We start from the raw sequence: 23557 nt of genomic DNA on the forward strand, positions 1-23557 counted from the left end.
CAAGCTCATTACATACTTTTTAGTCTTACGACTAAAATTACTTTTTTATCTAAAGTAATTAACTGGTCAAGCGAAATGTTATTTCGCTATTTTACCTATTTCTCTGTTTAATTTTCAAAGACCAACTGTTGTTGTCATCATGTGACGACTTTTACATTATAATTCTTTTTTTCCTTATTGTCAACTGTTTTAAAAACACTTTGATAACAAATTTATAATTTATCACTGTGAACTTAAAATTAATTTAAAACCGTTTGTTTCAGCGACAATTAATATAATATCATATGTTTAAAGCTCCCACTGTTTAAAATTGTTGATTATATGAATTTATTCTCATATTTATAGCTATTTCTTCAATATATGGACTTTTACTTATAATGATACGCTAGGAGCATTTGATGTGCATTTAACGACATTTCAGAAGGAAAATCTCCCATTGCTATAAGTTCTGGGGGGATAACAATTAAAAATTGTTATCCCCCCAGAACTCTTATTAAATCATTGCCCATATACTCCCATACTATAATGCCATTATTATTTCCTTATATTCATTACCTCTTACTTCAAAATTTTCAAACATATCGAAACTTGCACATGCTGGAGACAATGTTACTATATCATTAGGCCTTGCAACTTCTTTAGCCTTATAAATTGCATCGTTAAAATTTTCCGCTAGTATAATTTCTAAAGAAATTTTCTTTTCTTTCAATACACAGTCGAAAACTTCCTTTATTTTATATTTAGTATCGCCTACTAATATTAGTGTTTTAATATTTGAGTAGCCTTGTTCTGCTAAAGGTTCAAACGGGATTTGTTTATCATATCCTCCTGCAATTAGTATAACCGGTTTTTCAAAGGCTTTAATACTTGCTATAGTCCTTGTTGGACTAGATGCTATCGAATCATTATAATACTTAACTCCATCTACTTCCCTCACGAATTCACCCCTATGAGGCACCCCCATAAAGGTAGTAGCTACTTCTCTCATGCTCTCAACTGATACTTCATCCTCCGTTGCACAAAAGGCAGTTAACATATTTGCCACATTGTGTATCCCTTTTATCTTTATTTCTGCGCGGCTACATACTTCCTTATTCATAATGAACAATTTATCATTTTGAAAATATGCACCATCTTTTAACTTCTCTTTTAAACTAAAACATTTAACTTTTCCCTCAGCTTCTTTTCTGAGTTCATAAGTCAATGTGTTATCCTTATTAAGTATAAGGAGATCTAACTTACTTTGATACTTAAATATGTTCCTCTTTGCATCTATATATTCTTCCATATCCTTATGGATATCCAAATGATTCGGACTTAAATTTGTTACTACAGCTACATCTGTAGAAACATTCATTGTCATAAGCTGAAAGCTTGATAATTCCAATACTACTTTATCATCTTTGTTTATTTCTTCAATATTTGCAAAAAGTGGAGTTCCGATATTCCCTCCAACCCAAGTTTTATATCCTTCTTTTTTTAATATATTATATATTATTGTAGTTGTAGTTGTTTTTCCATCACTACCAGTAACACCAAAAATTTTTGCAGGACAATATTTTATGAACTCTTCCATTTCCGATGTTATATAAGTTCCTTCCTGTTTTGCTTTTAAAAGAGCAGGATTATCTATTCTTATAGACGGTGTTTTAAAAATAACATCAAACCCTGTTAAGTCATCTAAGTAATGTTCCCCTAAAACTAGCTTTACACCACCTTTCTCAAAGTCTGTTGCAACTGGCCCAAGCAAACTATAAGTTTTTTTATCGAAAGCTGTAACAACGGCCTGCAGCTCCACGAGGAACTGTATTAAAGGAATGTTACTAACTCCTATACCTACAACTCCAACTTTTTTTCCTTTTATAAACGCTTTAAATTCGCTGAAATTCTTCTTCATATAACCCTCCATGCAATCTTCGTATATTTGATATTATATTATTAGTTTCAAAAATTTGTTTCTCCTAATTATAACACTTTAAAGATTACAGTAGAATGCACTTTTTGCATAATGTAAATATTTTTAATTAAATCTATTCTATAAAAAAAATAGCCTATAGTATAAATATAGCTTATTAAAGCTGATCTTATACTATAGACTATCCTCTTAGTTCAAACTAACAATTACAATTTAAAATTGTATTTTTTCTTCTATAAACTTTTCTAACTCATTTATATTTAATCTTATTTGATCCATTGTGTCTCTATCTCTAACTGTTACAGTATCGTCTTCTAAAGTATCAAAGTCCACAGTTATACAATACGGAGTTCCTATTTCATCTTCTCTTCTGTATCTCTTTCCTATGCTTCCAGTTTCATCATAGTCTACATTGAATTTTTTGCTTAGCATAGCAAAAACTTCATTAGCTTTTTCTGATAATTTTTTACTTAGAGGCAAAATAGCTACCTTAAATGGTGCAAGTGCTGGATGTAAATGAAGCACGGTTCTCACATCTCCATCTTTACCGCCTTTAACTTCTTCTTCATCATATGCATTAACCAAAAATGCAAGTGCAACTCTATCTGCTCCTAAAGAAGGTTCTATACAATAAGGTACATATTTTTCATTAGTTATAGGATCTAGATAGCTCAAATCGTTTCCTGAATGCTCCATATGTTTCTTTAAGTCATAATCAGTTCTATCAGCAATTCCCCATAGTTCTCCCCATCCAAAAGGAAACAAGAATTCTATATCGCAAGTTGCATTACTATAGAATGATAATTCCTCTTCGCCATGGTCTCTAAATCTTAAATTTTCCTTGCCCATCCCCAAATTATATAAGAAATTAGCACAAAACTCTTTCCAATATGCAAACCATTCTAAATCTGTACCTGGCTTACAGAAAAACTCCAATTCCATTTGTTCAAATTCTCTTATTCTAAAAATAAAATTCCCTGGTGTTATTTCATTTCTAAAAGCCTTTCCTACTTGGCCTATACCAAAAGGAACCTTTTTCCTTGTAGCTCTTTGAACATTTTTAAAATTTACAAAGATACCTTGAGCTGTTTCTGGTCTTAAATATATTTCAGATTTACTTTCTTCAGTTGTTCCCTGAGAAGTCTTAAACATTAAATTAAATTTTCTAATATCAGTAAAATTTTTCTTCCCACATTTAGGGCATACTATCCCCTGTTTTTCTATATATTCTTTTATTTCCTCGTTTGTCCATCCATCAGCAGTAGCTACTTCTGCTCCCTGCTCCGTCATATGGTCTTCTACTAACTTATCTGCTCTAAATCTAGCTTTGCAATCTTTACAATCCATTAGTGGATCTGAAAATCCTCCAACGTGGCCTGTTGCAACCCATACTTCTGGATTCATAAGTATAGCGCAGTCTACACCCACATTATATGGGCTTTCTTGAACAAATTTTTTCCACCAAGCTTTTTTAATATTGTTTTTAAATTCAACACCTAGAGGACCGTAATCCCATGAGTTAGCAAGACCTCCATATATATCGGATCCCGGAAATACAAATCCTCTGTTTTTACATAAACCAACGACCTTATCCATGCTTTTTTCAAATTCCATGTTAATGCCTCCTAATTTTTTAATAGTGTAATGCTACTTTAGATCATATGCTTATATTTTAAGTACAAAAAAAAGACTATACCTTAAGGGACGAAAATCAATTCCGCGGTTCCACCCTTATTGGCACAAGCCCTGCTCTAAGTTCTATACACTCAAAAGTTCCTTTCATAATAACACTTTGATTGCTTACACTAGCCACAACCTCTCTTAAAAAGTACTACTACTACTCTTCTTTATCATAGTGAAATATTTCATTATATTAATATTATACTAAACTTCATGCTATTGTCAATAATGGCATACAATAATCTAATAAATTTATCTCATTGCAAAAAAATAATTTTATTATTAAGTTCAAAAAATAAAAAAATAAAAAAAAATTGGCTCCGCGAAAAGGATTTGAACCTTCAACCTATCGGTTAACAGCCGAGTGCTCCACCGTTGAGCTATCGCGGAATAATATTTTTTAACAACAATATCATTATAACATAAACAATTAAAAAATCAATAGTTTTCATGTTTTTTATTATAATTTCGTTAATATATGCAAAAAACATAAAAGGATATTCTAGATTAACTAAAATATCCTTTTATATAATTTGTTTAAACTACTGAATTGGTTTCATTGTAGGGAATAGGATGACATCTCTTATTGAAGCGGAGTCAGTTAAGAACATTACCATTCTATCAATGCCTATACCTAGCCCTCCTGTTGGAGGCATTCCTGTTTCTAATGCACTCATAAATTCTTCATCTATTAAATAAGCTTCATCATCGCCTAGTTCTCTTTCATTTGCCTGTTGCATAAATCTCTCTCTTTGAACTACTGGATCATTTAATTCTGAGTATGCATTACACACTTCACGTCCAAATACAAAACCTTCAAATCTCTCTGTATACTCTGAATTTCCTCTCTTCTTCTTAGTAAGAGGTGATATTTCTACAGGATAATCACATAAGAATGTTGGCTCTATTAAATGCTCTTCTGCATATTCTTCAAATAGCGCATTTAATATATCTGCTTTTGAACAATCTTTTATCTCTTTTTTAAATTCTAAATGCTTTTCTTTAGCTATTTTTCTAGCTTCATCATCAGTATTAATTAGTGCAAAATCTACACCTGAATACTCTTTTACTGCATCTACCATAGTAATTCTTCTCCATGGTGGAGTAAAGTCTATTTCAGTGCCTTGATAATTGACCTTTGTAGTTCCATGGATTTTCTCACAAACATAAGCAACCATATTTTCCGTAATTTCCATCATATCATTATAATCTGCATAAGCCTCATATAGTTCTATCATTGTAAACTCTGGATTATGTCTTACATCCATTCCTTCATTTCTGAAGTTTTTACCCATATCATATACCTTTTCAAAACCAGCAACAATAAGTCTTTTTAAATATAACTCTGTTGCAATTCTAAGATACATATCAATGTCTAGGGTATTATGATGAGTCATAAATGGTCTTGCTGCAGCGCCTCCTGCTATTGGAGCTAAAATCGGAGTTTCAACTTCTAAAAATCCTTTATTATCTAAGAATTCTCTAATATATCTAATTATTGCTATTCTCTTCATAAAGGTATCTTTTACTTCTGGATTCATTATTATGTCTACTTCTCTTTGTCTATATCTTAAATCAGGATCCTTTAAGCCATGCCATTTTTCTGGAAGTGGTTTTAAAGACTTAGCAATAAGCTGGAAATCCACTATATGTAGTGATATTTCACCAGTTTTTGTAACAAAAGGTGTTCCTGTTATGCTTAAAAAATCTCCTATGTCAAAAGTTTTATATTCTTTTAATTTTTCTTCGCCTACATCATCTATTTTTATGTAAAGTTGAATCTTACCATATCTATCATGAACATCAGAAAAACCTGCCTTACCATGAACTCTTTTAGACATAAGTCTACCTGCTACAATAACTTGTGTACCTACTAATTTCTCATAGTTATCTTTAACCTCTTGTGATGTATGAGTTCTTTCAACTTTGTATACATCAAATGGATCCTTACCTTGCTGCTGCAAATCAGCTAACTTACGTCGTCTTATAGTTACCTGTTCATTATATTTAGATTCAAGTTCATGTAAGTCTTTTTCTTCAATTTTTTCTTCGTTTGACATTGATATCCCTCCTGATTTCCTCTAGCACAGAAAAAAGCATTAATACCTTAGTCTGCACTATTGCTTATGTATGTATATTTCTTTAGGGTACCTAGCAACAATAAATTGTTAGGTACCCTTATACAGTATAAAAAATTAAATATAAAAAAACTAACCTCGTTTAACTTCTAATACTTCGTATTTGCTGATACCATCAGGAACTGTCACTTCTATAATCGCTCCTGCTTTCTTTCCTACTAATGCACTTCCAACTGGTGATTCATTTGATATCTTATTTTCCATTGGATCTGCTTCTGCTGAACCTACAATATAAAATTCAACTTCCTCATTAAACTCATAATCCTTAACCTTAACTATAGAACCTATACTTACTACATCTTTTTCAATTTCATTTTCATCTATAACGCTTGCATTTCTAAGCATATTTTCTAATTGTATTATTCTACCCTCAACAAATGCTTGCTCATTTTTAGCTTCATCATACTCTGAGTTCTCACTCAAATCCCCATACCCCAAAGCTACTTTTATCTTTTCTGTTATATCTTTTCTCTTTACGGTTTTAAGAAGCTCTAATTCATCTTCTAATTTTCTTATCCCCTCATAAGTCATTACATATTTTTTTGGTTCACTCATTTCTTTCTCCCCTTTAAAATTTTTATTAAATAATCTAATAACTATCCATAAAACCGCAATAATGTTTTTCTTAAACACTATCATATTCGCATAATTTATAAAATATTCTCACTCTACAATTTCTCTGTACAATTTTATATACTCAAATTAATGAATTATTGGGGCTAAAATTCATTATTAGAATAACAATCCATATAACCATATTAGCACATTATAAATCAGCCCATTAATATTGTCAATACGCCAGGCGAAATTATACTAATATATTACATTATTGTTGAATTTTATTTCTTTTAAATATATACCATTATATTTAAGAGCTTTTTCAATATCATTCTCTTGCATTTGGCATAATATCGCTCCTATGAGTTCCATGGAAAACCCAACTTCAAAAGAGTTCCAAGGTACATGATAGTTTACATCATTTATAGCAATATTATTCCTTGGCGCTCTCATACTATTATCTAGAAGCCATAGTAATTTGCCTGAACTAAATTCATAATCACTACAGGAAATAATAAAATCTGCTATTTTAATAGCATAGAGTTCATCATTTGTTACAATAGGTGATACACCAAAATTAGCAATAATATAATCTGCCAATTTTCTGGCTTTAACTAAATCCCATGACAAAAATATAATATATTTGCTTTGCTTTGCCAGTTCCATAATAATATTATAGTTTATCATGTCGCTGGCATCGCATACCAGAATACAACTATTTTTAAGACTCTTATTTCTCACCCTAAGCATAAGTTGTATACTTTTTATAACACTAAAAGCCAAAAACCTTTTTTCAAATAGATTAAAGTAACTGTAATCATAGGGTCTTAGTGTTTTTAATGATAATTGCGCTCCTTTGCATTTACATATCTTTTTTGCATAAGTTAAGTTATTTAAGTATGCACTTTTATTAAAATTAGGCGGAAGTCTTACACTTGTCAATTTAATATCTAGTTCTTTAACATACTCATTACTTATTAACTTTATCTTTCGTTTATCTTTAATTTTACTTAAAAATCCGAATTCATTATAGGAATTACCAATATCTGAAGTTACACATAAAATCGGCTTCATAAATATGCACCTTGTAAATTAATGTACTATTATCTTATTCACTATTAATTATATAAATTCATAATTAAATTAAAAAATTACGGAGTTACCGTTTTTAAATACTCTTTATAATCTAAAAGAAGTTTCAATACATCTTCATATTTAGTTTTAGTATTAATTTTTTCCTTTATTTCAGTACAGTTGTTAAGACCTTTTACATACCAAGCTGTATGTTTTCTCATTTCTCTAACCGCTTTAATTTCTTCATAATATTTCGTGGCTAAATCTAAATGCCTTATGCACATATCTATTTTTTCCACCGCAGTAGGAAATATTACATCTTGACCATTTATTGCCTGCATAATTTCTCTAAAAATCCAAGGATTACCCCTGGCCCCTCTTGCAACCATTATAGCATCGCAACTTGTAACTTCCTTTATTCTTATAGCATCCTCTACAGAAAACACATCACCATTGCCTATTACAGGAACTTTAACACTTCCTTTTACATCCCTTATAATATCCCAATCAGCCTTACCTTCATACATTTGCTCGCGAGTCCTACCATGTACCGCAATAGCATCTATTCCAGCATCCTCCATGTATTTAGCAAATTCTACAGCATTAACACTATTTGAATCAAACCCTTTTCTAAACTTTACTGTAACAGGCTTTGTAGAAACTTTTTTCATTTCCACTATTATTTCAGCCGCAAGCTTTGGATTTTGCATCAAAGCTGACCCCTCACCATTTTTTACTATCTTAGGCACAGGGCAACCCATGTTTACATCAACCATACATATATCGGGTCTTGCATTGAAGATTTCACAGGCACTAGCCATAATTTTAGGATCATTCCCAAATATCTGGATAGCTACTGGTTTCTCATTTTCTGAAATCTGCATAAGAGCCTGCGTATTGCTACTGCCATAATATAACCCTTTAGCGCTTACCATTTCAGTATATAAGAGACCACAACCTAATTCTTTGCATAATCCTCTAAAGGCAATATCCGTAATTCCTGCCATAGGAGCTAAAAAAACATCATTTTCGAAGTGGATATTTGATATTTTCATTAAATCACCTATTCCCTATTTTTTTCATAAATCATTCTAAGACCTTCTAATGTTAAATAAGGATGGAACTCATCAATAGTAGAACAATCTCTGCTTATTAATTTAGAAAGCCCTCCTGTTGCCACTACAAACGGCTCTTCTTCTCCCATATTAATCATTTCGCTTTTCATTTTATTAACAATATAGTCTATTTGGCCAATATATCCATATATTATGCCAGCCTGCATGCTTGAAACAGTATTTTTACATATAACTGTTTCTGGTTTTATAAGTTCCACCCGTGGTAGCTTGGCCGCTCTCTCAAATAGGGCTTCAGAAGCTATTTTAATGCCAGGGCATATAGTCCCACCTAAATAATTGGCATCTTTACTTATAGCACAAAAAGTTGTGGCTGTTCCAAAATCTATTAAAATCAATGATCTTTTATAAATCTCATGGGCTGAAACAGCGTTAACAATCCTATCCGCACCTACTTCTTTAGGGTTATCATACTTTACATTTATTCCCGTCTTAACTCCTGGACCCACTACCATTGGTGTCAGTTTGAAATATTTTCTTATCATATGTTCTAGCGAATACATAATATTAGGAACAACTGATGAAATTATAACTCCTTTTATGTCTTCTATCTTTATGTTTCGCTGGTAAAACAATTGCATTACTTGAATTCCATATTCATCAGCAGTTTTTTTTGCATCAGTAGATAATCTCCACTCTACAAGTAACTCTTTTCCCTTAAAAATCCCTAAAACAGTATTAGTATTTCCAACATCTAAAACTAAAATCACTTTATACACCGCCTATATAATATAAAGCAGCGTGTACGCTGCTTTATGTTTTTTCCATTGCTAAAAATAGAAGAATAGCATATAGGATATGGGTTTTAACTATTCTTAATTTAACAATTTAATTTTAACAACTTGACCATATTTGTCAAGTTAAATTTTTATAAGAAGTTTTATCCTGATAATAAGTTTTATATAAAATAATATTTCATTATGTTATTTTATTGGTATTTCATATTGGATTTCGTCTAATATTTGTTTCTGATCATTTAACAAAGTATATAATTCTAATTTCATTGTACCTTCTTTTTCAGCGCTTAAAAAACTAGTATATAGGTTAACTAAGTCTTTCTCACAATTTACTATATTGTTCCCCCTAAGCTCCGCTTCCTTAATAATTGAATTACTAGAAATCTGCATTTTAACACTGCCTTTCTAAATATTTTTGGAGCTCCGAAATATGTAGATCATGTTTTATGGCTAATTCTTCACATAGACTTACTGCACCTTCATTGCCAATAACATTTGCAAACTCCCTATATTTATTTACAATGTCCTTCTCCTTTTGAATTAAACTTTCAATTGAGCTTTTCTTATTCATCATAAAATACCAACTCCTTTTCTATATTATTCTCCAAAAAAAAAGGTATATTCAATTTTATAAATAATACATATATTTTTTATAAAATAAATAAAACTCTCTATCTGTTATTAGATAAAGAGTTTTATTTTTAACAAATTCAAAAGATACATGCCTTCCTACTATTTCCCAAAAATAGTTAGCAGAATACCTGCTGCAACAGCAGTTCCAATTACTCCTGCTACATTAGGACCCATAGCATGCATAAGCAAAAAATTACTTGGATCTGCTTTTTGTCCCTCTACTTGAGACACTCTGGCTGCCATAGGCACTGCTGAAACTCCTGCTGAACCTATTAATGGATTAACCTTACCCTTTGTAACCTTACACATAATCTTTCCTATTATAACTCCCGCTGCAGTACTTATAGCAAAAGCAACCATACCTATAAGAACTATCCCTGCTGTTTGCCAACTTATAAATACATCTGCATTTGCTGTGGCACCTACAGTTAGACCTAAAAATATAGTTACTATATTAATCAATGCATTTTGAGCTGTATCAGATAATCTTCCCACTACCCCTGATTCTTTAAATAGATTACCTAACATAAGCATACCTATCAATGAGGCTACTGATGGAAGCATTAATACAACTACTATTGCAACCACTATTGGAAAAATGATTTTTTCAATTTGCTTTACTTGTCTTAATTGTCCCATTTTAATAGTTCTTTCTTCCTTCGTAGTTAATAATCTCATTATAGGTGGTTGTATCAAAGGCACTAAAGCCATATAGGAGTAAGCCGCTACCGCAATAGGCCCTAGAAGATGACTGGCTAACTTAGTAGTTAAGAAGATGGCTGTAGGGCCATCTGCTCCTCCTATGATTCCTATTGAAGCTGCTTCCTGGGGTGTAAACCCTAAAAGTGTTGCACATGTAAACGCAAAGAACACTCCAAACTGAGCACCAGCTCCCATAAGTACACTAGATGGATTTGCTAAAAGCGGTCCAAAATCTGTCATAGCTCCTACCCCTAAAAATATTAGAGGTGGATATATATCTAGTTCAACACCTTTGTATAAGTAATAAAATAATCCTCCTGGCTCGTTACCATGTGGAGCTGCCATAATGTTAGACATTGGTAAATTAACCAAAAGCATACCAAAAGCTATTGGTAAAAGAAGTAGCGGCTCAAACTTTTTTGCTATAGCTAAGTATATTAGCAAGCACGAAATCCCTATCATAATAAGATGTGGTCCATCCAATTTTACAAAGCCAGAAGAAAGCCACAGGTCCTTTAATACTTGTAAGATATCCATTTATATTACCTCTCTCCCTTGTTACTGAATAACTGCCAGTATATCACCTGTATTAACACTTGCTCCACTAGTTACACCTACTTCTAGAATTTTTGCATCCTGTGGCGCCATAATTTCATTTTCCATTTTCATAGCCTCTAATACAAACAGTACTTGTCCTTTTTTAACGTTATCACCAGTACTCACATTAACTTTAAGCACAGTTCCTGGCATTGGAGATTCTATCTTCTCACCAGAGACTCTTGTTTTCTTCACTTCTGCCTTAGGTGATGGTTTAGATTTTGCAGGCGTCTCCTTTGTTACGGCTATCGGTGCCAAACCACTAGCAAATTCCCCCACAATCTCTTCAACTTCTACTTCATATGAAATTCCATTAACTTTTACATTGTATTTTTTCATTTTTACTCCCCCTAACTATGTCTTTAATTATCATCCACCAAGCTGCTTATCACCTTCGACGATGCAATATTACCAACTTCATAAAAAAATTATATCCCCCAAACTGATTTGTTATTTATTCTTTTAATTGACTTTATTTTTAAATTTGATTGTGGTATATCTAGGTAAGTAGCTAAAACTGCGGCTATTGCTGCTACTACCTCTAAATCATCTTCTGGTTCAACTTCTTCTATTTCTTTCGCTTCCTTATAGTTTATATCTACCTTATTGTTGATACTTTTTTTTGATGCAAAATTTATTATATAACTTTGCAGTTTAATTATATATTGTAGAATAATCAACAAGGCAAAAACTATTGTCATGGCTACAAACGTAGTACTTAATGCATCTAAAACTGACAATTTCATACATCTATTCCCCCTATATTAAAGTAGTTCCATGTTTTTTAGGGTACTTTATCTCTCTCTTACTATGGAGCATATCTAAACTTGCAAAAATTCTCTGTTTTGTCTCTGAAGGCATAATAACATCATCTATAATTCCCTTTTCTGCTGCACTATATGGACTAGTTACCTCCTCTATATGTTTAAGTATCATTTCTTGTTCTTTTAATTTAGGATTTTCAGATTGTATAATTTCATCCTTGTGTAAAATTTTTATTAATGTTTCTGGCTGAGTTACTGATATTTTAGCAGTTGGCCATGCATATGACACGTCAAAAGCTACTTCTTTACTTGCAAGGGCTAAATATCCTGCCCCATAAGCTTTCCCAATAATTAGAGAAACCTTTGGTACTGTTGCTTCTATTAATGTATATATCATTTTTGAAACATGAGTAGATAATCCATTTTGCTCTTCAGTTAAGCTAACTGCAAATCCATCAGTATCTACAATACTTAATATAGGAATATTGTAGCAATCACATATCTTAACAAACCTACTAATTTTTTCTGAAATTCCAATATTTAAATTTGTATGTTGTTTTTCTGCATTGGTAATTATGCCCGTAGTTATACCATTTATTTTAGCTAAGCAAGTTACAATACTAGGCTCCCAGTTATTATTTAATTCTATGACACTATCTTCATCAGAAAGGTCTCTCATTACTTCATATGAATTAACCATTTCATTATTAACCATTTCGTTTAAGTTATTATTTAAAACGTTTAAATTAGAGACTTCTATACCCATTGGTGGAGCTTCCATATTGTTAGAAGGAATATATTCAAGAATTCTTCTTACTATTACAAATGCTTCTGCATCATTTTCTGCAGTAATTTGAATGCTTCCATTTTCACTACAATTGCTAGCACTTGAATACATTTTTGAATCTACATATTTTTCTTCTTCTTTAGTGAGTTGTTTATTTGAGCTTATACCTAGCTCAGTGGAATTATGGACCATTATTATAAAATCGCTCATTGTTGCACTTAGTGCCGCAATTCCCAGGCAAGGACCTGCAATTACCGCTATTTGTGGAACAACACCAGAAAGCCTGGCATTTCTCTTTAATATGCCTCCATAAGAAGTTAAAATATCTAATCCCTCTGATAATTTAGCCCCTACTGAATCGAAAACTTGTATTATGGGCGCTCCCATTTTAATTGCCATATCCATAACATTACAAATTTTTTTGCTATTTGCAAGGTTCACAGCTCCTCCATCCACCGTGTAATCTTGACTATATATATATACTAACTTCCCATGCACTGTTCCGTGCCCAGTTATTACTCCAGCTCCATTATTTCCTACCAAGGCACCTATTTCAATAAATGAGCCCTCTTCTAGAATAGCTTTTATTCTTTCTCTTGCAGTCATTTTGTGTAAATTATGTTGCATTTCTATTTTAGAATCTCCGCCGCCCTGGTGAGATTTTTTTACAACTTCATTTAAATTATCTACCTTGTCCATATCCATACCCCCTATTTATAAATCATAAAAATCTTCGCCCATAATGATAATATCATAGGTTATGAATTTTGTATATTTATTTTTGCAAGTTATAAATCATTTTTCTGTTTATTGAAAAAAATAAGGTTGTTATAGAATTTATTCTATAACAACCTTATTCACATTTAATTAACTCATCACCTAGAGTACTGTTTATTTTCTGAAATGTCCTTAAAATAAACCAGATATAGTGCCATCTTCAGCAATATCCATTTTATCAGCTGCTGGTACTTTAGGAAGACCAGGCATTGTCATTATGCTCCCCGTTAAAGCTACGATAAATCCAGCTCCATTAGAAATCTTAACTTCTTTTACATTTATGGTGAAATTTCTTGGTCTTCCTAGTAAGCTTGGATTATCTGATAGTGAATTTTGAGTTTTAGCAACACATATAGGAATTTTATCTAATTCAAGTTTTTCTATTTCAGCAATTTGCTTGTTTGCAGAAGAACTATATTCCACCCCATCTGCCCCATATATTTCTGTGGCAATAATGTTTATTTTTTCTTTTATAGTTAGCTTATGGTCATATAAAACCTTAAAGTTACTTTTTTCATTTTGAAGAGTATCTAATACCTTGTTCGCTAATTCCTGACCGCCATCTGCGCCTTTTTCCCATACCTGCGTTAAAGCTACTTTAACACCCATCTTGCCACAAAATTCACTTATATATTTAATTTCTTCTTTTGTATCAGCCATGAATTCATTTATTGCTACTACTACAGGAACTCCGTATTTCTTTATATTCTCTATTTGTTTTTCTAGATTTTCGATTCCTTTTGAGATTGCTTCTACATTAGGCTCGTTTAGTTTTTCTTTTTTTACTCCACCATGATGTTTAATTGCTCTTATTGTAGCAACAAGAACAACGCAATCTGGTTTTAAATTGCCATATCTGCATTTTATATCAAAGAATTTTTCAGCACCTAAATCTGCTCCAAATCCCGCTTCTGTTACAACATAGTCGCCAAGTTTCAACGCCATTTTAGTAGCGAGTAAACTATTGCAACCATGAGCTATGTTTGCAAAAGGTCCACCATGTATTATTGCAGGTGTGTTATCAAGGGTTTGAACTAGATTTGGTTTTATGGCATCCTTCATAAGTAATGCCATAGCACCATTTACTTTTAAATCGCTGCAATAAATTGGATTACTTCGCAGGTCATAGGCTACTAAAATTTTACCCATTCTCTCTTTTAGATCCATAAGATTTTCAGATAAACATAAAATTGCCATTATTTCTGATGCAACAGTTATCATAAAGCCATCTTCACGTACAAAACCATTAGGCTTACCACCAAGTCCAACAACAATATTTCGAAGAGCTCTATCATTCATATCCATTACTCTCTTAAATGTGATTCTTCTGCTATCAATTCCTAGCTCATTACCTTGATGAATATGATTATCTATAGCAGCTGAAAGCAAATTGTTAGCTGCAGTTATTGCATGCATATCCCCTGTGAAGTGTAAATTTATATCCTCCATTGGTACCACTTGAGCATACCCACCACCAGCAGCTCCACCTTTAACGCCAAATACTGGACCTAAGGAAGGTTCTCGAAGTGCTATAACTGCATTTTTACCTTGTTTACATAACGCTTGTCCAAGTCCTATTGTAACCGTAGATTTCCCTTCTCCTGCAGGAGTCGGATTGATGGCTGTAACTAATATTAGCTTCCCATCTTTTTTATTTTCATTTCTTTTTAATACATCTAAAGAAATCTTTGATTTATATTTTCCATACAAATCAATATCATCCTCAGTTAATCCCATTTTTTCCGCCACCTTAAGTATTGGTAGCATCTTAGCACTTTGTGCAATTTCTATATCACTTTTCATATACTTCACCCCTTATATATAAATTAATCATCACCTTTGAATCTGCAATATTAACGACTTCAGAAGGAGATTTAGATTTCCACTGAAGTTTTATTTCCGTCTTCGTTCTATTTATGTTTTCCTTACATTATATCAGATGTTGTAGTAAAAATGCAGTAAAGATTTCAGAAAATTGACGCATAGGTTAAAAATAAATATCTTAAAATTCGATACAATAAAATTTATATTTTTAAAATAAATGCAAAAGACATACAGTTAATTAACTGTATGTCTTTTAATCTGGCTAAATCTTTGATAAATCAATGTTATCTGTATCCGTTCTAGCAATTATCTCCTCAAATTCCACGCCTTCAAGTTTTTCCTTTATAAGTAGTTCTTGAGCTACTGCATGAAGTTTATTTATATTTTCAGTAAGGATTTTTTGAGCTTTTGCATAGGCTTCATCAATAAGAGCCTTAACTTCTGAATCTATTTTATTAGCTATCTCTTCGCTAAAGTTTCTGCTTTTACCTAAATCTCTTCCAAGGAATACTTCATTATGATCATTACCGAAAGATATTGGTCCGAGAACATCGCTCATACCATATTCCATAACCATTTTTCTTGCAATAGCTGATGCCCTATCAATATCATTTTTAGCACCTGTGCTAATATCTTGAAGTATTAATTTTTCTGCAACTCTACCACCAAGAAGTCCAACCATTTCATCTTTAAGTTTTAGTTTTGAAGTATAAGCGGTGTCTTCTTCAGGTAAATGCATTGTATATCCGCCTGCCATACCTCTTGGTATAATACTTATTTGATGAATTGGGTCTGAAAGTGGCGAATATTTCATTACTACAGCATGCCCTGCTTCATGATAAGCAGTTAATTTTCTATCTTTTTCGCTAATAACCTTGCTCTTCTTTTCAGGTCCAGCAATAACCCTAGTTACTGCCTCATCTAACTCTATCATCCCTATAACTTTTTTATTACTTCTTACTGTAAGTAGTGCAGCTTCATTCATTAAATTCTCTAGGTCTGCACCAGTGAAACCTGGTGTCCTTTTTGCTAATACATCAAGCTTTACTTCTTCTGCTAAATGTTTACCTTTAGAATGTACCTTTAGAATTTCTTCTCTTCCTTTAACATCAGGTGCACCCACTAATATATGTCTATCAAATCTACCTGGTCTTAAAAGAGCAGGATCTAATATGTCTGGTCTATTGGTAGCGGCAATCATTATTATACCTTCATTTACACCAAACCCATCCATTTCAACTAATAGCTGATTTAGAGTTTGCTCTCTTTCATCATGACCTCCACCGAGGCCTGCTCCTCTTTGTCTACCTACTGCGTCAATTTCATCAATAAATATTATACAAGGAGCGCTTTTTTTCGCTTGTTCAAATAAATCTCTTACTCTTGAAGCTCCAACACCTACAAACATCTCCACAAATTCAGAACCTGATATACTATAGAAAGGTACTCCTGCTTCTCCTGATACAGCTCTAGCAAGTAAAGTCTTACCTGTACCTGGTGGTCCTACAAGAAGAATACCTTTAGGAATCCTTGCCCCTGCTTCTAGATATCTTTTAGGTTGTTTTAAGAAATCTACAACTTCTGCCAGTTCTTCCTTTTCTTCATCTTCTCCTGCTACATCATCAAATGTAACTTTCTTCTTATCTGGCGATGCAATTTTGGCTCTACTTTTTCCAAAATTCATTACACCTCTATTACCACCACCGCCGCCACCTTGTGATTGCTGCATATACATAAACCAAAATGCTACTAACATTAATATTATAAGCAATGTCGGTACTATTTGTAACCACATTGGCATCGTCGCCGGCTTTATATATTTTTCACTAACATCTTTGTTTGGATTTTGATCCATAACTTGCATTAATCTTTGTAAGGGAACTATTGTTTCGTATTTTGTTCCGTCTTTTAATTCTCCCTCTACAGTTTTATCTTCTCTTACTTCAACACTTTTAATTTCTTTTTTAACCCAATATTCTTGAAATTTATCAACACCAATTGTGTTAACATCTTTACTATTTTCATTTAAGGTTAATGCTGCAAAAATCACAAGTACAAGTACTGCGAGCCAAATTGATGCACTACTCGAAATTTTTTTCATTAAAAACCCCCCTCTCTATTTAGCTACTTTAAAATTTTATCACATTAAAAATCACTTGACAATAAAATATATATTAATTATTAATTAATAAAAAACATATTTTGTACACATTTATTTATATATTTCCTCTTTAAGTATTCCTATGTATGGTAAATTTCTATATTTCTCTGCAAAATCTAGTCCATATCCTACAAGAAAATAATCCGGCACATCATAGCCCAAATATTTAACATCAATATCTGCCGTTCTTCTATCTGGTTTATTCAGCAAACATATAATTTCTAAACTACTTGGTTTTCTTGCAGATAGCAACTTCATTAGGTATTTAAGCGTAACTCCAGAGTCTATAATATCTTCTACTATTAAAACATCCTTTCCTTCAATTTCAAAGTCTAGATCTTTTAAAATCTTTACAACACCTGAAGTTTTAGTGGAATTACCATAACTGGAAACTGCCATAAAATCCATTTTACAGGGTATCGTAATTTCTTTCACTAAATCTGCCATAAATATAACGGATCCCTTTAAAATACCAATAAGTATAAGATCTCTTCCATAATAATCCTTACTTATCTTTGCACCCATTTGCCTAACTTTATCCCTTAGTTCATCCTCATTGTACAAAACCTCTTTAATATCATTGTTCATTATTATTCCTCGCTTCCAATTCTAATCTGCAATATATTTTTGGTATTTTTTGACACCTTGAATTTTTCACTAATTCTATATCCAACCACCCACGCTATATCGGGTCCAAAACATATTAAAGGGATTTCATTTCTCTTGTCTTTGGGTATTTTTAAATCCATAAATAAATCCTTTAATTTCTTATTACCCGCCATACCAAGTGGTATGAATTTATCCCCCTGTTTCCTATATCTGAATGTTATCGGCTGGGCAATCTTATCATAGTCAAAATACACAATATAATCATTTCCTTTAACCTCTGTGAACCCTAGCTTAGATATAACATCAATTTCTATTACTCCATTTAAAGATTGAATAAAATTTTTCTCATTAACCTTTAGATAGCACTCTTTATTATTAACTTCAGTAACTTTTTTATGTATATGTATATGTATATCCCCATAACAGTTGTCAACTACTATATCCTGAGGTAGCATTGTTGTTTTACCAGTATCATGTTTTTGAAGCTCTATAATATTCCATATGTGAATTTTTTCAAAATTATATAAACTATGATTCACCGCAAGAAGCGCGCGTCGTATAATCCTACTTATAATTGCTTCATGCTGCAGAAAAGCACTCTTATTTATTATAACCATTTGTTCACCTATCACACAATGTTTTTTGTATTCTTTATTTGAAATGTTTTCTAAATAATCATTGTCCTTTTTAAGGATATCGGATAATCGATTTATTGTATTAATTATGTCCTTATTAAAATTTTCTTCAATATATGGTATTAAATCTAGCCTAACTTTATTTCTAGCATAAATTTTTTCGGAATTTGATTTATCTATTCTTGGTTGAATATTATTATCATCGCAATATTTCTCTATCTCACTTCTACTAAGATGAAGTATAGGCCTTACATATATTTTATCACGAACAGGCTTTATACCAACCATACCTTCAATACCTGTTCCCCTCATTATCCTCATTAAAATAGTTTCAGCTTGATCATTAGCATTATGTGCTAATGCAATTTTGCTTGCAGTTAATTTAATCATAAGTTCCTTAAAAAATTCATATCTTACTTCTCTTCCTGCCATTTCACAAGATATATTCTTTTCTTCCGATATTCTATGTACATCCACTTTTTTGCTATAAAAATCTATATTCAAACTTTCACAAGTTTTTTTTGCATATTCCTCATCCCTGTCAGCTTCAAGGCCTCTAAGGCAATGGTTTATATGCGCACCAAAAAGTTTAATACCCAGCTCTTCCTTAAGTTCATTTAAAATATAGAGCAAACATGTGGAGTCAGGACCGCCGGAAACTGCGACTATAACCTTATCATCCCTATCAAACATAGAATTTTCTTTTATAAAATTCATAACCTTATGCCACAAAACTTTCACTTCCTAAATTTATTTTTTTTACTATATTTCTATATTTTTAGTCTCATATTACTATATCATATTACTATATAATATAATAATATATATTTTTCGTTTTTTAGAACACTCTTATAAAAAGTAAAAAATGAAGAATATAAAAAAAGGCTCATTCTTCATTTTTTACTTTCCTATATATTACCTTAGATTATATGAAATTTGAATTTTTCTTCTTTAAGTTCCATTAATATAAACTATATATTTTTGAAACAAGAACTGTCATATCGTCTTTTACTCTATTGCCACTTAATTTTTTCGCCTCACTTAACAACCCATCTGCTAATTCCTTTGGATTGTTGCAATTGTTTTTCCCCAAATAATCAACTATCCAATCCACTCTACCTACGTTTTCATCATTATAATCTAATACTCCATCACTAAGCATAACTATAATGTCTCCATTTTTTAATCTCTTTTGTTGTATGTCTATATCCGCCTTGTCTAAAACACCAATAGGAAGAGATTTCGATTTTATAATTTCTAAGCTATCACCAGATTTTAAAAAAGTTGCAACAGCTCCCACTTTCATGAAATCAATTTCTCCAGTATATAAGTCTATACTACTTAAATCTATAGTTGAGAATTTTTCTTCCTGCGAGAATCTCAATGTCATTATTGAATTTACAGTATTAATAGCTGTGATTTTACTAAAACCTGCGGATGTAAATTTTTCTATTAACTCAACAGCAGCCTCACTCTCTCTCCCTGCCTCCGGCCCCGATCCCATACCATCACTAATAATTGACATGTAACTCCCGTCCATTAGCTTTCCAAAGCTATAACTATCGCCATTAAACTTTTCACCATCTTTACACTGCCTGGCCACATTAGATGACACATGGAACTTAGGTGTTTCTTCCATAGTTACCTTACACATATTTGTCTTTGGATTTATACTGCAACCCTCGTCACTAACGCACATGCACTTCCCGGTGACACCATTTATAATAGGCAATAATTCTTTCACACACATTTGTCTTCCGCTACAAGCGTCAAGTGAAAATTTAATGCTCATTCTTCCCATCTTGTCATTTAAACACATAAGTTCATTGTATTTAACTCTATTTTTATCCAATGCCCTACAAATAAGTTTTTCCATAGAAGTATCTATTTGAATCTCAGAATTAAAATCTTCAACGATTTCAGAAACAGAATCCGCCATATTACTAATTTGATTTGCTAAAAGCTCTCTACCCTCACTAAGTCTTGTTCTCCACATTTCATTTATAATATGCTTATTAACAATATCCTCTGTATTTTTAAGTAGAGCAGTTCTCTTTATACATTTTCTTTCAATTTCTTCCGGTACACTGCCCGACTTCCTTTCAAAATTTTGGATCAATTCTTCAAATGCTGCGTATGTATAATGTAATTCTCTTTTCCAACACATAGACTTCATATTACAATTACTACACACCCGATCTGCAAGATTTTCAACTAAGGCACTGCTTTTGCCCTTCATTGCCAATCTTTCATTATCCACTAAATTATTTAATATATCTGACATATTAGAAAGTACATCGGAAAAATTATTTAACCTTCCTATAAATGTATCTTTAATTTTATTAATATATCCTTGTTCAATATATTCCCTTTTTTTATCTGAGTTAAACTCTGTAGATAATTCCGCATATACTTTTGAAGGTATTAGCAAAAATATCATTGCTGCGAGCATTGCTTCAAATATTATAAACTCAGATCCTGTAATACAATATATTTTTACTATTGAAAAAGCTACTAGATAAGCTGCTGCACTTAGCCACTTTCCAGTTTCTTTAAACACACCTGTTATTAACCCACAAATACCATACATTCCTATAAATATAATCATATTCTCAGAAGACATTCCTACAATAATACCCATAGCAACTCCTGATGCAGCACCCGCTCCGCTTCCGTTAATATAAGCTATTATTATAACAAGAGCCAGTCCTAAAACATTTGTAATCGATATATTAAAAATACTAAGTCCCCAAGTTCCTGCTATAATTAATGAACTTATAATTGACATACTTATTATTTCTTCATTTGAAAATATATGCTTTGTTTTAATTTCCTTAAAGCATAAAAGACTATAATCTAGAATAAAATATAAAGGAAAGATGCATAAAACTAGAAATATTGAATTTAAGAAAGCCATTAACCCGCTCACCCTAAGAATAAAAAAATTAAATATAAACAGTTCAAATATAATAATGGCAAACATGGAAGCTAAAGCCCTAGTCTTTACCTTTATCTTATTAAAAATATTACTCAAAACAGCAATGGTAACTATTAATACCAAGTATGATGGCAAACCCTTTATGCTTTGGTATAAAGTTATATAGCCTAAAAATGTACCACTGGCTGTAATTATTGAAATTTTATTATTATTAATAAATATTGTAGCTATTAAAAAAGCTATACCAAATGGTGCAGTCTTATTAATAAGTAGTACTCTGCTTATTAATAAACTTACTGTAAAGTAAACAATTGCTCTAATAATCAAATTAATATTTAATGCATTTTTCTTTTGTACTTCCTCTTTTATCTTTCTAAGTCTTTGGTATGGAAATATATCAATACCGTATTGCATTTTACAAATCACCCACCTTTGTTAATTAGGATTTCATTATAACAAAGGCATTTGGAAATAATTGTCATAAGATGAGATGTCTATATATTTTTCATGAGACATTAATTTGTATATTTTTTACAACTAGCTTTTACAATCTCCCATAATCTAAAAAAACCTACCATATTTATATAGCAGGTTTTAAAATATTAAATGAAGCTTGTCACTTCATGCAATTATATATTTGAAGAAATTATACATATATGTTTTTACCTGCCGATATATTAAAATTCAGCTTTATAATTTTAGAGCAAATAAAAAAATAACTCATAAGTTTCCTTGTGAGTTATGGTAGCGGAAATAGGACTTGAACCTACGACCCTTCGGGTATGAACCGAATGCTCTAGCCAGCTGAGCTATTCCGCCATGTTTGGTTGCGGGAGCAGGACTTGAACCTGCGACCTTCGGGTTATGAGCCCGACGAGCTACCAACTGCTCCATCCCGCGATATTTGGTGCTGAAGACCGGAATCGAACCGGTACGGTGTTTAACCACCGCAGGATTTTAAGTCCTGTGCGTCTGCCAGTTCCGCCACTCCAGCTTATTTACTTTTTGCATACTTATTATGCAGGCATACTTGCTATTAAATTTCATTTAACTGATGTATTCAGTAATTTAAAATTTATTGGTTGCGGGGACAGGACTTGAACCTGTGACCTTCGGGTTATGAGCCCGACGAGCTACCAACTGCTCCACCCCGCGATATTTGGTGCTGAAGACCGGAATCGAACCGGTACGGTGTTTAACCACCGCAGGATTTTAAGTCCTGTGCGTCTGCCAGTTCCGCCACTCCAGCTTATTTGATTCGACTTACACAATATGAGATTTTATTTATTCAACGTAATGAGTAATTTAAAACTCATTGGTTGCGGGAGTAGGACTTGAACCTACGACCTTCGGGTTATGAGCCCGACGAGCTACCAACTGCTCCATCCCGCGATATTAAAGTTGAATCTAAAATTAAAATCAGTGAAAAATTTTATTTTCCTAGTTTAAATAGTATAATCACACAATCAATAATTTAAAACTTATTGGTTGCGGGAGTAGGACTTGAACCCACGACCTTCGGGTTATGAGCCCGACGAGCTACCAACTGCTCCATCCCGCGATATTAATCTAAATAAGCTTTTTTGAAAACAATTATAATTGTATACTAATATGTACCATATGTCAATAATATTTTTACAAACTAAAAATCAGATGTTTATGGTAGCGGAAATAGGACTTGAACCTACGACCCTTCGGGTATGAACCGAATGCTCTAGCCAGCTGAGCTATTCCGCCATATTTGGTTGCGGGAGCAGGACTTGAACCTGCGACCTTCGGGTTATGAGCCCGACGAGCTACCAACTGCTCCATCCCGCGATACTTGGTGCTGAAGACCGGAATCGAACCGGTACGGTGTTTAACCACCGCAGGATTTTAAGTCCTGTGCGTCTGCC

General features: G+C 32.4%; 18 protein-coding genes and 10 tRNA genes. All 28 read right to left on the minus strand.

Annotated elements, in window-relative coordinates; all coding sequences use genetic code 11:
* Positions 1-520: 520 nt before the first annotated feature.
* On the minus strand, positions 521-1897 hold the full coding sequence (gene murD / locus ACREV6_RS03145; protein ID WP_431576575.1) for a UDP-N-acetylmuramoyl-L-alanine--D-glutamate ligase: 1377 nt from the start codon (positions 1895-1897) through the stop codon (positions 521-523).
* A gap of 231 nt (positions 1898-2128) precedes the next feature.
* On the minus strand, positions 2129-3529 hold the full coding sequence (locus ACREV6_RS03150) for a glycine--tRNA ligase (RefSeq protein WP_431576576.1): 1401 nt from the start codon (positions 3527-3529) through the stop codon (positions 2129-2131).
* A 381-nt stretch (positions 3530-3910) separates the two neighbouring features.
* Positions 3911-3985 (minus strand) — tRNA-Asn (locus tag ACREV6_RS03155).
* A gap of 152 nt (positions 3986-4137) precedes the next feature.
* Positions 4138-5655 (minus strand): lysine--tRNA ligase, encoded by a 1518-nt coding sequence (gene lysS / locus ACREV6_RS03160; RefSeq protein WP_431576577.1) that lies wholly within the window; start codon positions 5653-5655, stop codon positions 4138-4140.
* 150 nt (positions 5656-5805) lie between these two features.
* The gene (gene greA / locus ACREV6_RS03165; protein ID WP_431576578.1) at positions 5806-6288 is read right to left on the minus strand and encodes a transcription elongation factor GreA; all 483 of its coding nucleotides are present in this window, start codon (positions 6286-6288) and stop codon (positions 5806-5808) included.
* 258 nt (positions 6289-6546) lie between these two features.
* Positions 6547-7365 carry a Rossmann-fold NAD(P)-binding domain-containing protein gene (locus ACREV6_RS03170; protein ID WP_431576579.1) on the minus strand — a complete coding sequence of 273 codons (819 nt, stop codon included), beginning with the start codon at positions 7363-7365 and terminating at the stop codon, positions 6547-6549.
* Between the two features lie 77 nt (positions 7366-7442).
* A complete protein-coding gene (gene dusB, locus ACREV6_RS03175) occupies positions 7443-8420 on the minus strand; it encodes a tRNA dihydrouridine synthase DusB (RefSeq protein WP_431576580.1) in 978 nt (325 codons plus the stop codon).
* Between the two features lie 8 nt (positions 8421-8428).
* The gene (locus ACREV6_RS03180) at positions 8429-9208 is read right to left on the minus strand and encodes a type III pantothenate kinase (RefSeq protein WP_431576581.1); all 780 of its coding nucleotides are present in this window, start codon (positions 9206-9208) and stop codon (positions 8429-8431) included.
* 213 nt (positions 9209-9421) lie between these two features.
* Positions 9422-9625 carry a hypothetical protein gene (locus ACREV6_RS03185; RefSeq protein WP_431576582.1) on the minus strand — a complete coding sequence of 68 codons (204 nt, stop codon included), beginning with the start codon at positions 9623-9625 and terminating at the stop codon, positions 9422-9424.
* Position 9626: 1 nt separating this feature from the next.
* Entirely contained in the window at positions 9627-9809 is a 183-nt protein-coding gene (locus ACREV6_RS03190; protein WP_431576583.1) for a hypothetical protein, read from the minus strand.
* Positions 9810-9967: 158 nt separating this feature from the next.
* Positions 9968-11107 (minus strand): sodium ion-translocating decarboxylase subunit beta, encoded by a 1140-nt coding sequence (locus ACREV6_RS03195; RefSeq protein ID WP_431576584.1) that lies wholly within the window; start codon positions 11105-11107, stop codon positions 9968-9970.
* Positions 11108-11128: 21 nt separating this feature from the next.
* A complete protein-coding gene (locus ACREV6_RS03200; RefSeq protein WP_431576585.1) occupies positions 11129-11506 on the minus strand; it encodes a biotin/lipoyl-containing protein in 378 nt (125 codons plus the stop codon).
* Positions 11507-11595: 89 nt separating this feature from the next.
* Positions 11596-11913, minus strand: a complete 318-nt coding sequence (locus tag ACREV6_RS03205; RefSeq protein WP_431576586.1) for an OadG family protein — start codon at positions 11911-11913, stop codon at positions 11596-11598.
* Positions 11914-11926: 13 nt separating this feature from the next.
* A complete protein-coding gene (locus ACREV6_RS03210) occupies positions 11927-13417 on the minus strand; it encodes an acyl-CoA carboxylase subunit beta (RefSeq protein WP_431576587.1) in 1491 nt (496 codons plus the stop codon).
* A gap of 210 nt (positions 13418-13627) precedes the next feature.
* Entirely contained in the window at positions 13628-15298 is a 1671-nt protein-coding gene (locus tag ACREV6_RS03215) for a formate--tetrahydrofolate ligase (protein WP_431576588.1), read from the minus strand.
* A 283-nt stretch (positions 15299-15581) separates the two neighbouring features.
* Positions 15582-17420, minus strand: coding sequence for an ATP-dependent zinc metalloprotease FtsH (gene ftsH, locus ACREV6_RS03220; protein WP_431576589.1), 1839 nt, complete (start codon positions 17418-17420; stop codon positions 15582-15584).
* A 111-nt stretch (positions 17421-17531) separates the two neighbouring features.
* The gene (gene hpt, locus ACREV6_RS03225; protein ID WP_431576590.1) at positions 17532-18068 is read right to left on the minus strand and encodes a hypoxanthine phosphoribosyltransferase; all 537 of its coding nucleotides are present in this window, start codon (positions 18066-18068) and stop codon (positions 17532-17534) included.
* Between the two features lie 2 nt (positions 18069-18070).
* Complete coding sequence (tilS, locus tag ACREV6_RS03230; RefSeq protein WP_431576591.1) at positions 18071-19441, minus strand: tRNA lysidine(34) synthetase TilS; 1371 nt, start codon at positions 19439-19441, stop codon at positions 18071-18073.
* 244 nt (positions 19442-19685) lie between these two features.
* On the minus strand, positions 19686-22076 hold the full coding sequence (gene spoIIE / locus ACREV6_RS03235) for a stage II sporulation protein E (RefSeq protein WP_431576592.1): 2391 nt from the start codon (positions 22074-22076) through the stop codon (positions 19686-19688).
* Between the two features lie 328 nt (positions 22077-22404).
* Positions 22405-22481 (minus strand) — tRNA-Met (locus ACREV6_RS03240).
* Between the two features lie 5 nt (positions 22482-22486).
* Positions 22487-22562 (minus strand) — tRNA-Met (locus ACREV6_RS03245).
* Positions 22563-22567: 5 nt separating this feature from the next.
* Positions 22568-22656: transfer RNA gene (locus ACREV6_RS03250), tRNA-Leu, on the minus strand.
* Between the two features lie 85 nt (positions 22657-22741).
* A tRNA-Met gene (locus ACREV6_RS03255) sits at positions 22742-22817 on the minus strand.
* 5 nt (positions 22818-22822) lie between these two features.
* A tRNA-Leu gene (locus ACREV6_RS03260) sits at positions 22823-22911 on the minus strand.
* A gap of 67 nt (positions 22912-22978) precedes the next feature.
* A tRNA-Met gene (locus ACREV6_RS03265) sits at positions 22979-23054 on the minus strand.
* 93 nt (positions 23055-23147) lie between these two features.
* A tRNA-Met gene (locus ACREV6_RS03270) sits at positions 23148-23223 on the minus strand.
* Between the two features lie 99 nt (positions 23224-23322).
* Positions 23323-23399: transfer RNA gene (locus ACREV6_RS03275), tRNA-Met, on the minus strand.
* A gap of 5 nt (positions 23400-23404) precedes the next feature.
* Positions 23405-23480 (minus strand) — tRNA-Met (locus tag ACREV6_RS03280).
* Between the last annotated feature and the right edge of the window lie 77 nt (positions 23481-23557).

It is taken from the genome of Clostridium sp. (assembly GCF_050717515.1).
Classification (GTDB): Bacteria; Bacillota; Clostridia; order Clostridiales; family Clostridiaceae; genus Clostridium_AD.